This window comes from Paractinoplanes rhizophilus, assembly GCF_042664765.1.
Taxonomy (GTDB): domain Bacteria; phylum Actinomycetota; class Actinomycetes; order Mycobacteriales; family Micromonosporaceae; genus Actinoplanes; species Actinoplanes rhizophilus.
Genome location: NZ_JBHTBJ010000007.1, coordinates 247869 through 260268 on the forward strand (window position 1 = coordinate 247869; position 12400 = coordinate 260268).

Sequence of the window (12400 nt, forward strand, 5' to 3'; positions counted from 1 at the left end):
TCCCGTTCTATCACCGGCGGGACGGTCGGTGGGGGCGGTGTGGGTGCGCTCCCCCGCGTTGCGGCGGGACGGTGTGCTTCATGCCGTGGTGGTAGCGCTGGTGAGTGCTGCCGCCGGTGTGTTTGGCGGCGTACATGGCGAGGTCGGCCCGGCGCAGAAGGTCGTCGGCGCGGTCGTCGGGCCGGGTGTCGGCGGGCTGGGTGTCGGCTATGCCGATGCTGGCGCGGACGGGCCGGGCGTGGCCGTCCACGTCGACGGGCTGGGCCAGGGCGGCGAGGATGCGCCGGGTGACGGGTTCGGCGTCGGTGGCGGTGGCGCCGGGGAGCAGGACGACGAATTCGTCGCCGCCGAGGCGGGCGACGGTGTCGCCGGGGCGTACGGCGGCGGTGAGGCGTTCGGCCACGGCGATGAGCAGGGCGTCGCCGGCGCTGTGGCCGAGGGTGTCGTTGACGGTCTTGAAGTCGTCGAGGTCGATCAGGGCGACGCTGAACGGGTGGGTGGCGGCGGCGAGCCGGTCGTGGAACAGGGCCCGGTTGGGCAGCGCGGTGAGAGCGTCGTGGGTGGCGCTGTGGTCGAGGCGGGCCAGCAGGCGGGTGTTCTCCCGGAAGGCGGTGCTCTGACGCCAGACGACGACGGCGGTCAGTGCCACGGCGGCGACGGCGGCGGGCAGGGCGTCGGGGTCGCCGGTGATGATGCAGACCAGCAGCAGGGCGTCGACGGCGGCGATGGCCAGGTAGGGCAGGTGGCTGAACGGGCTCTTGGCGGGTGCGCCGGCCACCGCGCGGCGCTCGGACCCGCGGTCCGGGCGGGCGGTGGCGTGGTGCGGGTGGGCCAGGATGCGGCGCTGGTGCTCGACGCCGGCGGTGGCCGAGATCATGACGAGCGGGATGATGATCTGGGCGACGTTCAGGTGCGGCTGGTCGGCGATGACGCGCTGGACGAGGGTGCTGAGCGCGCCGCCGAGCAGGCCGATCGCGAACAGGCGCAGGGTGCCGCGGCTGATCACGGCGCGGCCGGCGAGGGCGACCTTGGCGATGGCGAAGATGGTGAGCTGTTCGAGCAGGACCGTGAAGGTGACCATGAACAGCGCGGTGGTGTCGTAGCCGGTGCGGTCGAGCATCGGGCGGGCCTGCAGGTGCCACATGAACACGGCGCCGGCGAGCAGGACGGTGCCGCCGTCGAGGGCGACGCGCAGGATCTCGCGGCGGCCGGTGACGGTCATCGGGAGCCGGGCGAACGACCAGAGCAGGACGAGCAGGGCCGCCGAGTAGACGATGACGGTGGGGGTGGCGATCTGCTGCCTGGGCGGGCCGTGCAGCGCGTCGGCGGCGTCGCAGCAGGCGCCCGCGGCGACCAGGGCGCAGCAGGTGGCGAACTGGCGCCAGAAGCGGCGGCCGACCGGCGACATGCCGGGGGTGCGGGCCAGGCGGAACCCGGCGGCCGCGGGGATGGCGGCGGCGACCGGCGCGGCGATCCAGAGCAGCGCGGTGGGTCCGTGCGGGGCATGGAGGTTCGCCAGGAAGGCGATGGTGGCGAACAGGGCTACGCCGGAGGAGACGGCGGCGCTCGCGTGACGGCGCAGCATGGTTGTCTGATCGGTCGCGCGGCGGAAACCTCCGATGTTTGTGAGGGGTGTCTCGGTTACGGTCGTCCGATGCTGGTTCGCTGGGTCACCGGGTTCCTGGACTCGCCGTCCGCCGACGATTCGCCGTCCGCCGACGATTCGCCGTCCGTCGATGTCGAGCGGTTCTGGCTGGCGGTGACGGGGACGAGCCTGTCGGCGCGGCGCGGCGGCGGGATGTTCGCGACGCTGCTGCCGCCCGATGGGGACGCGTATCTGCGGGTGCAGGTGGTGGGCGACGGGCCGGCCCGGGCGCATCTGGATCTGCACGTGGCGGACGTGCCGGCCGGGGCGGCGGAGGCGGGGGCGCTGGGTGCGGTGGTGGTGAGCGCGGCGGACGGTCTGGTGGTGCTGCGCTCCCCCGCCGGCATCGTGTTCTGCGTGGTGCCGTGGCGCGGCGAGAGCGTGCGGCCGGCGCCGGTGCGGTGGCCGGGCGGGCAGGCCAGCGCGGTGGACCAGCTGGCGCTCGACGTCCCGGCCGCCTCTTACGAGGCGGAGGTGGAGTTCTGGGCGGCGCTGACCGGATGGCAGCGGCGGGCGTCGGATCTGCCGGAGTTCCGGTTCCTGCAGGGTGGGCCCGGGTTACCGGTACGCCTGCTGATGCAGCGCATCGGGGGCGGTGCCGCGGGCGTACACCTGGATTTTGCTTGTGATGGGGTGGAGGCCGAAGTGGCGCGGCATGCGCAGCTGGGTGCCACGGTGGTGCGGCGGTCGGCCGGGGGCTGGACGACGCTGCGGGATCCGGCCGGGCGGGAGTATTGCGTCACCGGGCGGGCACCGGAGTTTCCCGCGCATGCGTGACCCAGCGGGTGCCCCGGTGTGGCGGCGCGCGGATTGTCGGTGGGTGCTGATAGAAAGATTCGCACAAACGTACGAGTGAGGTGGGGTTGATGGCCCGGGGGCTGAGCACCGACGAGCTTTCCACGATCCGTGCCGGGCTGGCGGCCGGGCGTAAGCCGCGGGTGCAGTTCACCGAGACGGCCGGGCAGATCGCCGGGCAGATCGGGCAGGTGGTGGCGCTGGAGGATCCGGCGGCCGACGAGTGGGTGGTGGTGCGGTTCGGCAAGGACGAGCTGCCCTTCTCCCCCGGTGACCTGCGGGTCGCGCCGCGCGGGGCGGTGGCGCGCAAGGCCGCGCCCGCACCGGTGGCGCCGCCCGCCCCGGAGTTCGTGATCGACAAGCCGGTTCCGAAGAAGGCGGCGCCGTCCGCTTCCCCGCCGGCTGCGTCATCGGCCCCCGAGTCGCCGGCCGCGCCGGCGCCGCGAAAGACTGGAGAAGTGATGGAGGCAGCGCCGCCGCCCGCGCCCCGCAAGGCGTCCCGGCCGGCCAAGGCGAAACCCGGGCCGGCACTGACCGTGACCCTCGCGTACGGCGAGGGCGAGTGGACGGTGTCCGCGGCCCAGGGGTCGAAGGTGCTCGCGAAACCGTATGTGGTGCGGCCCGCCGAGGCGTTGCGGATGGTGTCGCTGGTCGACGTGCCCGGGGTGCAGGAGGCGGTCGAGCAGATCCTGGCGGCCGAGCGGGCCGAGGCCGAGCAGCAGGCCCAGCGGTTACGGGCCGAGCTCGCCGAGGTGGAGGCGCGGCTGGCCGAGCTCGGCGAGGCGGGCAAGCCGTAGCCGGGGCCTCGCCGGGCGCGGCGGCGGGTGGCCGCGGGGATGACGACGCCGGCCGGGCGCGGCGGCGGGTGGCCGTGGGGATGAGGACACCGGCCGGGGGCGGCGTGCCATGATGGGCGGCCTTATGGGGAGAGCTTCGTGGCGGCCGCCGCTGATGTGGCGGTTCATGCTGGTGCTGGCGCGGATCCTGGTGTTTCCGCTGTGCCGGTTGCGGGTGTCCGGGCGGGTGCCCGCCGAGCTGCGGGGGCGGCCGCTGATCCTGGCGGCCAACCACGTCAGCCCGATCGATCCCATCGTGATGACGGCGGCCTGCCACAAGGCCGGGATCGCGCCCCGGTTCATGGCCACCGGCGGGATCTTCGACGCGCCGGTGGCCGGGGCGGCGATGCGCAGGGCCGGGCACATCCGGGTCGACCGGAACACCTCGCACGTGGCCGACGCGCTGCCGACCGCGGTGCAGGCGCTGCGCGAGGGGGCGATGGTGCTGGTCTACCCGGAGGGGCGGATCGGTCTCGACCCGTGGATGTGGCCCGAGCGCGGCAAGACCGGGGTGGCGCGGATGGCCGAGGCGGCGGGCGCGCCGGTGCTGCCGGTGGCGCAGTGGAACACCCACCGGGTGTTGCCGTACACGGCGCCGGTGGGGCTGGGGCGTTCGCTGCTGCGGGCGTTGTGGCGGCGGCCGGTGGTGCACGTACGGTTCGGGGACGCCCCGGTCGACCTGTCCGAGGTGACCGGGACGCCGGGGGCGCGGGCGATGAAGGCGACCCGGCTCATCATGGCGGGCATCGACGACACCCTCGCCCACCTGCGGGCCGGCGAGATGGAGACACCCCGCTTCGTCGACCACACCCGGGCGGTCGACAACTCGCGGGTGCGTCCCCGGCCGGGCCGCACTCTCACCCCGGGCCGGAGCACGGCTCCCCCGCCGGCGGGGTCGCCGCCCGGGACGGGTTCGCCGGCCGTGCGGTCCGCCGACCACCCGGTCTCGCCCGCGGCCGAGGCCGGCCCCGCCTGAGCGCCGGGCGGGGTCGGGAACCGCAAGAGCGCGCCAAGCGGCATCGGCGTCGCTGGTGGGCCGCGCGGCGGAATCGGGCCAGCGGGATACCTCGTTGCGCGAGCCCGGCGCCGGGGCTTGGCTGAACGCCATGTCACCGATCTTCGTGGCGGGCACGGGCCGGTCGGGAACATCGCGGCTCGCCGACATCATCGGCGAGCATCCGCGGATCCACCGCATCCCGATGGAGACCCGGTTCATCGTCGACCCGGGCGGCCTGCGGGACGCGGCCGAGGCCCTGACCACCCGCTACGACCCGATCGTCGGGGAGGACGCCCTGCGGCGGCTGACCGACCTGCTGACCGTGTGGCTGCCCGGCCGGCGCGACGACCGCGGCAAGACCGTCCCCGAGCTGGTCGGCGAGCAACGCTACTGGGACACGGTCGGCGGGCTGTGGCCGCGGCTGATCGCGTACGCGTACGACGAGCCGGGCGGGCGCCGGCGGGTGATCCCGCGGTACTTCGCCGATCGGGGCGAACTGGTCGGCATCCTGCGCGGCGTGGTCGGCGCGTTGTTCGGCGGGGCGGCCGCCGACGCGGGCAAGCCGGCCTGGTGCGAGAAGACGCCGTTCAACCTGCTGTGCATGGATTTCCTGTGGGAGCTCTTCCCGGAGGCGGCCATCGTGCACATCAAGCGCCACCCGGTCGCGGTCGTGGCGTCCCACGTCGAGCAGCCGTGGGCGCCGCCCACCGTCGACGGCGCGCTCGCCTGGGTCAAACCGGTCTACGAGCGCTGGCTCGCCTGGAAGGCCACGGCCGCCCTGACCGGCCGGCGGTACGTGGAGGTGCGCGCCGAGGACCTCGCCGCCGACTGGCCGGGGCAGCGACGGGCGCTGTTCGAGCGGCTCGGGGTCGGCGACCACGTGACCGGCTCGACGTTCGAGGCGCACCGGCTCGGCCATCGTGCCGGCCAGTTCGATCGGCGGACCCGCGAGCACATCGAGCGTGAGCTGGGCGCAATCATCGAGGCCATGGGATATCAGCCGGGATGACCGGGCGCCGCCGGCGAAGTGGCGACGGCGAATGTGGAGCCGCCCGGCGTGGATGGGAGCATGGTCCGCCATGAGAGCCCAAGCGGCGGTCGAGCGCACCGTGACCCTGACAGACGGCCGGCGGGTCGCGGTCCGGGAGGGCGGGGATCTGGACGGCGTACCCGTGCTCTTCCACCACGGCACCCCGGCGTCGCGGCACCAGGCCGGGCTGGTGGAGGTGGCCGCGCGCCGCTGCGGCGTGCGGCTGATCTCGGTGAACCGGCCGGGCTACGGCGCGGCCGCGGACACCGCGCCGAGCCTGGCCTCGGTCGGCGCCGACACGATCGCGGTGGCCGGCGCGGTGGGCGTGGACCGGTTCGCGACGGCGGGACTGTCCGGCGGCGGCCCCTACGCGCTGGCGACCGCGCTGGCCGAGCCGGGGCGGGTGACGGCGGTGGCGGTGGTGGCCGGGATCGGCCCGTGGCGGATCGTCCAGCCGGCCGTGCCGGGCGACCCCGAGCGGGAGCTGCTGACCCTCGCCGACACCGGGCAGGCCGACGCGGCGCTGACCGGGTTCCGGGCGCTCGCCGTCGCCGACCACCGGGGGCTGCTGGAGATCGAGGACGACGAGGCGCTGGTCGACGCGTACCTCGACGGCGCGCCCGCCGACGACCTGCGCTGGCTCGACTCGGAGAAGAAGCGCAGCTGGGCGGCGGACCTGCGGGAGGCGCTGTCGCGCTTCGACGGGTACGCCCGCGACAACGTCGCCTGGGGCGGCGCCTGGGACATCGACCTCACCGCGATCGGCTGCCCGGTCCGGCTGTACTACGGCGACCGGGACCGCCTCGTCCCGCCCGCGCACGGCCGGTGGCTGGCCGACCGGATCCCCGGCGCGGTCGTGGTGCCGCTGCCGGGCGCCGGGCACGGGACGGCCAGTTTCGCCTACTGGGACGAGGTGTTCGAAGGGCTGCGATGAGTGCGGGCCCACCGAACGCGGCCCGCGATGAGCCGGGCCGGCCGGGACGCGGTCATGGTGGGCTTGCGACGTTCCGGTAATCCGGTGGACCGGGCGGGTCGTGATCGGCGATCGTGGGCCGGGTGGAGATGTCCGACGCCGAGCGGCGGGTCTGGAGCCGCCTGCCCGCCGGCTCCGCCGAGGCGATCGCCGGGCTGTCCGGCAGCCAGCTGCAGACGCTTCTGATGCCGGTGATGCGCGAACGCGCCGGCCGCGCGCGGCCGGCGGATCTGCTGCGCCGCTGGCGCGAGGATCGTTTCGTGCGGCCGGCGGCCGCCGACCCGCGGCGGGTGAGCCGGGTCGAGGCGGGTCTGTGGGAGCTGTTGGATCATGACGTGTACGGGGTGCAGCTCTCCCCCGTCACGCCGCTGGGCACCTGTACGGCGGTCTCCCCCACCAGCCAGAACCGGATCGTCAGCGCGACGCGGCCGGTCGAGGTTCTCGCCGACCCCACCAACGCCCTGGCGATCGAGGCCGCCGCCCGCCGCGACCAGCACGACGAGGTGCACGTCGCCGCGTCCCACCAGGTGCTGCGCGCCCAGGTGTTCGGCCCGGGGATGGGCGCGCATTTCCGGCTGTTCGCGCTGGTCTCCTCGGCCCGCGACACCGGTTCCGGCCGCACCGAGACGCGCCTGCTCGACCGGCACCTCGCCTACTGGCACCGGGTCCTCGCCCCGGTCCCCGGCGCCGCCGTGCGGTACACCATCTTCGACAGCCCCGTCCTGCGGGAGCGGCTCGCCGCCATCCCGCGGCTCACGGAGGAGCCCGGCCGGGAACGCGGCCGCGGCTACTACACCGGCGCCGCCCTGCGCATCACCGCCGGCGGCGTCGAGCTCGGCGACGGCGGCTTCACGACGTGGACGGCCCAGCTGCGCACCGACGCGAAGGAGCGCTGCCTGATCTCCTGCATCTCCGTCGAGCGCCTCGCCGCCCTGACCACAGAGCCCCGCCTTCGGTAGAGGTTGTGGGGATCTGTCCGGGGCGTTACGGCACGCGGGACGCGCACGCCCGGAACGCGCGGCGAATCGTCGCGCAGGGCGGAGCGCACACACCCGGGGTGAGCGCCCGGCGCATTGTCGCGGCAGTGGCCGATGGGCGCGCCACGGCCCGGTGTTGCAGGTGGTCGCGTGGGCGCGCCGGGGGCTGTGGCCTTGCGGTTGGGGACTCGCTTGCCCGTACCCGTCATGGGTTTGACCGGAAGCGGCGCCTTGCCTGTACCCGGACGAAACGCCTGTATCCGGAAGGAACGTCAGCGCCGTCAGGCGAGGGTCAGCTCAACCTGGATGTTGCCGCGGGTGGCGTTGGAGTACGGGCACAGCTGGTGGGCGGCGTCGAGCAGCTGCCGGGCGGTGGTCTCGTCGACGCCGCTGATCTCGGCCTCGATGCCGGCCCGCAGCTGGAACCCGCCCTGGCCGTTGGGGCCGACGCCGATGTCGACGGTGACGGCGGTGTCGGTGAGGGTGACCTTCTGCAGGCGGGCGGCGGCCTTGAGGGCGCTGTGGAAGCAGGCCGCGTAGCCGGCGGCGAAGAGCTCCTCGGGGTTGGTGAGGTCGCCGCCGGGGCCGCCCATCTCCTTGGGGACGGCGAGGTCGAGGTCGAGGACGCCGTCGGCGGAGCGGACGTGGCCGTTGCGGCCGTCGCCGGTGGCGGTGGCGGACGCGGTGTAGAGGGCTTGCATGGTGTCGCCTTTCAGGTGGTGATGCGGTTGAGCAGGGTGTGCAGCTGGTGGAACTCGTCGGTGGTGAGGCCGGCGGCGCAGGCGATCTCGCCGGGCAGCGCGGCGAGCTGGTCCTGCAGGGCGAGGCCGGCGGGGGTCGGGTGCACGATGACGGTCCGCTCGTCGGTGGTGCCGCGTTCGCGGCGGATGCGTCCCTGGGCTTCGAGGCGTTTGAGCAGCGGCGACAGGGTGCCGGAGTCGAGGTGCAGGGCGGCGCCGAGGTCGCGGACGGTGGTGGCGCCGCGGTGCCAGAGCACGCGCATGACGAGGTATTGCGGGTAGGTGAGGCCGGCGGCGTCGAGGGCGGGCCGGTAGAGGGCGGTCATGGCGCGGCTGGCGGCGTAGAGCTGGAAGCAGATCATCTGCTCGAGTCCGGTGGTGGCCTCCATGACTCGAATAGTTGCGCGCAATTCGGTTGTGGGCAATTGATGTGGCGATGATCACGACCGCGTGTGAGCATGCTCGGCGTGCCGGAGATCCGATTTGTGAAGCTGTCCCCCGCGGTGCTGACCGCGCTGGTCGAGGGCGACCTGGCGGCCGCGAGCGCGGGCGCGGGCGTCGCGCTGACGCCGTACCTGATGGACGAGCGGTGGTTGTGGGAGATCCGCCTGGCCGACATCGCGCGCGACCCGGCGAGCGCCGACTGGATCGCGCGGGCGGCGGTGGCCGGCGGGGTGGTCGTGGGGCACGGCGGTTTCCACGGGCCACCGGACGCGGACGGGATCGTGGAGGTGGCCTACTCGGTGGATCCGGAGCACCGGCGCAAGGGCTACGCGAAGGCGATGCTGCGGGCGCTGCTCGAGCGGGCCGACGCGGACCCGGCGGTGACGGCGGTGCGGGCCAGCATCCGGCCGGACAACGTGGGGTCACGGGCGACGATCGCGGGCTTCGGCTTCAAGAAGGTCGGCGAGCAGTGGGACCCGGAGGACGGCCTGGAGGACGTGTATCTGCGTCCAGCTGGATGACCAGCGGCCGGTGATCCGAGACCGGCGGGTGCGGGGTGCAGACCTGCACGACCCGGCCGAGGCGGTCACCGCCGCGCGGGTCGGCGAGGATGTGGTCGAGCTGGGCGCGGGGCGACGGGCTGGGAAAGGTGGGCGCCTTGCCGAGCGGTTTCCAGCCGGTGACGGCGCGGACCGGGCCGGTGGGCATGTTGAGGTCGCCGAGCAGCACCCGCGGGCCGGGCATGCGGCGCAGGGCGCGGACGGCGTGGCGCAGTTGCCGCAGGTTCCAGCCGGGGACGAACGACAGGTGGGTGGTGGCGACGGTGAGCCGCCCGCGCGGGGTGTCCAGGACGGCGGCGAGCAGCACCCGGGGCTCGTCCTGGAGCAGCCGGAACCCGTCGGGGCCGGTGTAGACGGGCGAGCGGACCGGCACGGCGGGCAGGGCGGTGATCTGCCAGCGGACCACCGGGTAGCGGCTGACCAGGGCGATGCCGTACAGCGGGTGGACGTTGTCGTCCTCCGACGCCCACGGTTTCCAGGTCTCCCCCGGCGTGCCGGCGACGGCGGCGGCGAAGCGGTGGGTGGGCGCGCCGAGGGCGTCGGCGGCGATCGCGGTGAGGTCGAGCAGGCCGCTGCGGGGCTGGGCCCGGTCGACCTCCTGCAGGCCGAGGATGTCGGCGTCGAGGTCGGCGATCGCGGCGTGCACGCGGTCGGCGTGTACCGTGCCGTCGGACAGCGACCGGCCGTGCAGCAGGTTGAAGGTGGCCAGTCGCACGAGTACCGACCCTAACGAACCGGGAGACGCCGGTGTTCATCAAGTTCCTGTGCTGTTCGATGATCGTGTTCGTGGCCGTCGCGGCGATCGGCCTGTGGTTGCAGAAGGCGAGACGGAAATGAGTGCGGAACTGATCGCGGAGATCGAGCGCCAGGAGCGGGAGCTGGTGTTCGACCGGTTCGACGAGACCGACGCGTGGCGGCTGGGCGCGCTGCTGGTGTCGCTGGCGCAGGGCAAGCCGGTGGCGATCGACATCCGGCGCGGCGCGCAGCAGTTGTTCCACGCGGCGCTGCCCGGCGCGGTGGCCGACAACGACCGGTGGATCGAGCGGAAGGTCCGGGTGGTCGAGCGGTTCGGCGTGTCGTCGTACCTGCACGGCCGGCGGCTCGCGGCGAAGGGCCAGGAGCTGGACGCGGGGATGGGCCTGGACCCGGCCGAGTACGCCGCGCACGGCGGCGCGTTCCCGGTCCGGATCCGCAATGTGGGAATCGTCGCGGTGGTGACCGTGTCGGGCCTCCCGCAGGCCGAGGACCACGCGCTGGTGGTCGAGGCGCTGACCCGGTTGCGCTCTGAGCGATAGGGCCTTCCGGCGGCGGTACGCATCGGGCATCGTCGATCGCCATGAAGCTGCTGATACTGGGTGGGACGGGCTTCGTCGGCCGGGCGCTGGCCGGCGAGGCGGTCGCGCGCGGCGACGACGTGACGGTCTTCAACCGTGGCCGGCGCGGCTCGCCGCCCGGGGTGCGGGTGCTGACCGGCGACCGGCTGGCGCCGGACGGCCTGGCCGCGCTGCAGATCGACCAGCGCTGGGACGCGGTGGTGGACACCTGGGCGGCGGGCGCCGGCGCGGTCGGCCGCGCGGCCCGGTTGCTCTCCGGGCGGGCGGGTCATTACACGTACGTGTCGAGCCGCTCGGTCTACCGGTGGGGCACGCCCGCGCCGCTGACCGAGCAGGCGCCGCTGGCCGACCCGCGCGAGCCCGGGTACGCCGGCGACAAGGTCCGCGGCGAGCACGCGGCGGCGGAGTTCGGCGGGCCGCTGCTGCTGGCCCGGGCCGGGCTGATCCTCGGCCCGCACGAGGACGTCGGCCGGCTGCCGTGGTGGCTGCACCGGCTGGCCCGCGGCGGCCCGACCCTGGCGCCGGGGCCGCGGATCCTGCCGCTGCAGTACATCGACGCCCGCGACCTGGCGATCTTCATCCTGGACGCGGGCCGGTCCGGGCTGTCCGGGGCGTACAACGTGGTCAGCGAGCCCGGGCACACCACGATGGGCGAGCTGCTCGACATCGGCAACCAGGTGACCGGCGGGCGGGCCCAGTTGCGCTGGGTGGATCCCCAGGTCGTCGACCGGTACGGGATCCAGCCGTGGACGCAGCTGCCGATCTGGCTGCCGCCCGGCCCCGACCACGACTTCCTGCACCGCGGCGACGTGTCCAAGGCCCTCGCGGCCGGGCTGCGTCCCCGGCCGGTGTACGACACGGTCGCCGACACCTGGCAGTGGCTGTCGTCGCTGCCCGGGGACGCGCCGCGGCGCACCGATCGCGGCGAGGTCGGCCTGGACGCCGCGCTGGAGGCGAAGGTGCTGGCCGAGCAGTTCCGCTGACCGAGCAGTTCCGCCAGCCGGGCCGCGCCCACGTTGCCACCCGAGATGATCACGCCGGCCCGAGCAGTTCCGCCGGCCGGGCCGCGCCCACGGTGCCGCCCGGGATGATCACGCCGGCCCGAGCAGTTCCGCCAGCCGGGCCGCGCCCACGTTGCCACCCGAGATGATCACGCCGATCCGGGCCGGGAGCGGGCGGACGTGCCCGGCCAGCAGCGCGGCCACGCCGGACGCGCCGGACGGTTCCATGACGAGCTTGAGGCGGTCCACCGCGAAGCGCAGGGCGTCGCGGATCTCGTCGTCGGTGACCAGCACGATCTCGTCGACGAGCCGCTTGTTGATCGAGAAGGTGAGCTCGCCGGGGATGGGGGCGGCCTGCCCGTCGGCGATGGTGCGCGGAACCGGGACGCTGACCCGCTCGCCCGCTTCCAGGGACCGTTTGGTGTCGTCGCCCGCGGCCGGCTCGACGCCGATCACCCGGATGCCGGGCGCTACGCCCTTGGCGGCGGTGGCGCTGCCGGCGATCAGCCCGCCGCCGCCGACCGGCACCACGATCGCATCCAGGCCGGGGACGTCCTCGAGCAGTTCGAGCGCGGCGGTGCCCTGCCCGGCGATCACGTCAGGGTGCTCGTACGGCGGGATCAGGGCGAGGCCCCGCTCGGCGGCGAGGCGCTCGCCGAGCTCCTCGCGGTTGCCGGTGTACCGGTCGTAGGTGACGATCTCGGCGCCGTAGCCGGCCACCGCGTCGAGCTTGGCGGCCGGGGTGTCGGCCGGCATCACGATCACCGCGGTGCTGCCCAGCTCGCGGGCGGCCAGCGCGACGGCCTGGGCGTGGTTGCCGGACGAGTAGGCGGCGATGCCGCGGGCCCGCTGCTCCGGGGTCAGCCGGGCGATCGCGTTGTACGCGCCGCGGAACTTGAACGCCCCGACCCGCTGCAGGTTCTCCGCCTTCAGGTGGATCTCGGCGCCGGTCCGGGCGTCGAGGGTGCGGGAGCGGATCACGGGGGTGCGGTGCGCGGCCCCCATGATCCGCTTCGCGGCGTCGCGGACATCTTGCAGGCTGACAGTCGTTTCGCTCACGCCCCGATG

The 12400-nt window shown here is 74.5% G+C and carries 14 protein-coding genes; 9 read left to right on the forward strand and 5 right to left on the reverse strand.

Annotated elements, in window-relative coordinates; genetic code table 11:
* Positions 1-10 precede the first annotated feature (10 nt).
* Positions 11-1585: a diguanylate cyclase domain-containing protein gene (locus ACFQS1_RS13360; protein WP_378967568.1), complete on the reverse strand. Its 1575-nt coding sequence runs from the start codon at positions 1583-1585 to the stop codon at positions 11-13.
* A 69-nt stretch (positions 1586-1654) separates the two neighbouring features.
* On the opposite strand from ACFQS1_RS13360, the gene ACFQS1_RS13365 reads away from it, so the two are divergent.
* The 6 genes from ACFQS1_RS13365 to ACFQS1_RS13390 all read left to right on the forward strand — a co-directional run bounded on the left by ACFQS1_RS13365 (position 1655) and on the right by ACFQS1_RS13390 (position 7235).
* The gene (locus ACFQS1_RS13365; RefSeq protein ID WP_378967570.1) at positions 1655-2422 is read left to right on the forward strand and encodes a VOC family protein; all 768 of its coding nucleotides are present in this window, start codon (positions 1655-1657) and stop codon (positions 2420-2422) included.
* Positions 2423-2511: 89 nt separating this feature from the next.
* Positions 2512-3237 carry a hypothetical protein gene (locus tag ACFQS1_RS13370; protein WP_378967572.1) on the forward strand — a complete coding sequence of 242 codons (726 nt, stop codon included), beginning with the start codon at positions 2512-2514 and terminating at the stop codon, positions 3235-3237.
* Positions 3238-3361: 124 nt separating this feature from the next.
* On the forward strand, positions 3362-4252 hold the full coding sequence (locus ACFQS1_RS13375) for a lysophospholipid acyltransferase family protein (protein ID WP_378967575.1): 891 nt from the start codon (positions 3362-3364) through the stop codon (positions 4250-4252).
* Between the two features lie 130 nt (positions 4253-4382).
* Positions 4383-5282, forward strand: a complete 900-nt coding sequence (locus tag ACFQS1_RS13380; protein WP_378967577.1) for a sulfotransferase family protein — start codon at positions 4383-4385, stop codon at positions 5280-5282.
* Between the two features lie 70 nt (positions 5283-5352).
* The gene (locus tag ACFQS1_RS13385; protein ID WP_378967579.1) at positions 5353-6237 is read left to right on the forward strand and encodes an alpha/beta fold hydrolase; all 885 of its coding nucleotides are present in this window, start codon (positions 5353-5355) and stop codon (positions 6235-6237) included.
* Positions 6238-6365: 128 nt separating this feature from the next.
* Positions 6366-7235 (forward strand): hypothetical protein, encoded by an 870-nt coding sequence (locus ACFQS1_RS13390; RefSeq protein ID WP_378967727.1) that lies wholly within the window; start codon positions 6366-6368, stop codon positions 7233-7235.
* A gap of 299 nt (positions 7236-7534) precedes the next feature.
* Here the strand turns inward: ACFQS1_RS13390 and ACFQS1_RS13395 are convergent, their stop codons facing one another.
* Positions 7535-7954, reverse strand: a complete 420-nt coding sequence (locus tag ACFQS1_RS13395; RefSeq protein WP_378967581.1) for an organic hydroperoxide resistance protein — start codon at positions 7952-7954, stop codon at positions 7535-7537.
* An 11-nt stretch (positions 7955-7965) separates the two neighbouring features.
* Positions 7966-8382 (reverse strand): MarR family winged helix-turn-helix transcriptional regulator, encoded by a 417-nt coding sequence (locus ACFQS1_RS13400; RefSeq protein ID WP_378967583.1) that lies wholly within the window; start codon positions 8380-8382, stop codon positions 7966-7968.
* A 69-nt stretch (positions 8383-8451) separates the two neighbouring features.
* Between ACFQS1_RS13400 and ACFQS1_RS13405 the strand changes: the two genes are divergently transcribed.
* Positions 8452-8958: a GNAT family N-acetyltransferase gene (locus ACFQS1_RS13405; protein ID WP_378967730.1), complete on the forward strand. Its 507-nt coding sequence runs from the start codon at positions 8452-8454 to the stop codon at positions 8956-8958.
* On the opposite strand, the gene ACFQS1_RS13410 is transcribed toward ACFQS1_RS13405, so the two are convergent.
* Complete coding sequence (locus ACFQS1_RS13410; RefSeq protein ID WP_378967585.1) at positions 8888-9712, reverse strand: endonuclease/exonuclease/phosphatase family protein; 825 nt, start codon at positions 9710-9712, stop codon at positions 8888-8890. The genes ACFQS1_RS13405 and ACFQS1_RS13410 overlap by 71 nt on opposite strands.
* 118 nt (positions 9713-9830) lie before the next feature.
* Here ACFQS1_RS13410 and ACFQS1_RS13415 point away from each other — a divergent pair, with 118 nt between their 5' ends.
* Both ACFQS1_RS13415 and ACFQS1_RS13420 read left to right on the forward strand, forming a co-directional pair.
* Positions 9831-10292 (forward strand): heme-degrading domain-containing protein, encoded by a 462-nt coding sequence (locus tag ACFQS1_RS13415; RefSeq protein ID WP_378967588.1) that lies wholly within the window; start codon positions 9831-9833, stop codon positions 10290-10292.
* Between the two features lie 41 nt (positions 10293-10333).
* Positions 10334-11314 (forward strand): NAD-dependent epimerase/dehydratase family protein, encoded by a 981-nt coding sequence (locus tag ACFQS1_RS13420; protein ID WP_378967590.1) that lies wholly within the window; start codon positions 10334-10336, stop codon positions 11312-11314.
* A 108-nt stretch (positions 11315-11422) separates the two neighbouring features.
* Here the strand turns inward: ACFQS1_RS13420 and ACFQS1_RS13425 are convergent, their stop codons facing one another.
* A complete protein-coding gene (locus ACFQS1_RS13425; protein ID WP_378967592.1) occupies positions 11423-12391 on the reverse strand; it encodes a threonine ammonia-lyase in 969 nt (322 codons plus the stop codon).
* Positions 12392-12400: the final 9 nt, after the last annotated feature.

Bases quoted from the DNA above. Each gene is read 5' to 3' on its own strand.
- ACFQS1_RS13360 (WP_378967568.1), bottom strand. From the start codon at position 1,585: ATGCTGCGCCGTCACGCGAGCGCCGCCGTCTCCTCCGGCGTAGCCCTG.
- ACFQS1_RS13365 (WP_378967570.1), top strand. From the start codon at position 1,655: ATGCTGGTTCGCTGGGTCACCGGGTTCCTGGACTCGCCGTCCGCCGAC.
- ACFQS1_RS13370 (WP_378967572.1), top strand. From the start codon at position 2,512: ATGGCCCGGGGGCTGAGCACCGACGAGCTTTCCACGATCCGTGCCGGG.
- ACFQS1_RS13375 (WP_378967575.1), top strand. From the start codon at position 3,362: ATGGGGAGAGCTTCGTGGCGGCCGCCGCTGATGTGGCGGTTCATGCTG.
- ACFQS1_RS13380 (WP_378967577.1), top strand. From the start codon at position 4,383: ATGTCACCGATCTTCGTGGCGGGCACGGGCCGGTCGGGAACATCGCGG.
- ACFQS1_RS13385 (WP_378967579.1), top strand. From the start codon at position 5,353: ATGAGAGCCCAAGCGGCGGTCGAGCGCACCGTGACCCTGACAGACGGC.
- ACFQS1_RS13390 (WP_378967727.1), top strand. From the start codon at position 6,366: ATGTCCGACGCCGAGCGGCGGGTCTGGAGCCGCCTGCCCGCCGGCTCC.
- ACFQS1_RS13395 (WP_378967581.1), bottom strand. From the start codon at position 7,954: ATGCAAGCCCTCTACACCGCGTCCGCCACCGCCACCGGCGACGGCCGC.
- ACFQS1_RS13400 (WP_378967583.1), bottom strand. From the start codon at position 8,382: ATGGAGGCCACCACCGGACTCGAGCAGATGATCTGCTTCCAGCTCTAC.
- ACFQS1_RS13405 (WP_378967730.1), top strand. From the start codon at position 8,452: ATGCTCGGCGTGCCGGAGATCCGATTTGTGAAGCTGTCCCCCGCGGTG.
- ACFQS1_RS13415 (WP_378967588.1), top strand. From the start codon at position 9,831: ATGAGTGCGGAACTGATCGCGGAGATCGAGCGCCAGGAGCGGGAGCTG.
- ACFQS1_RS13420 (WP_378967590.1), top strand. From the start codon at position 10,334: ATGAAGCTGCTGATACTGGGTGGGACGGGCTTCGTCGGCCGGGCGCTG.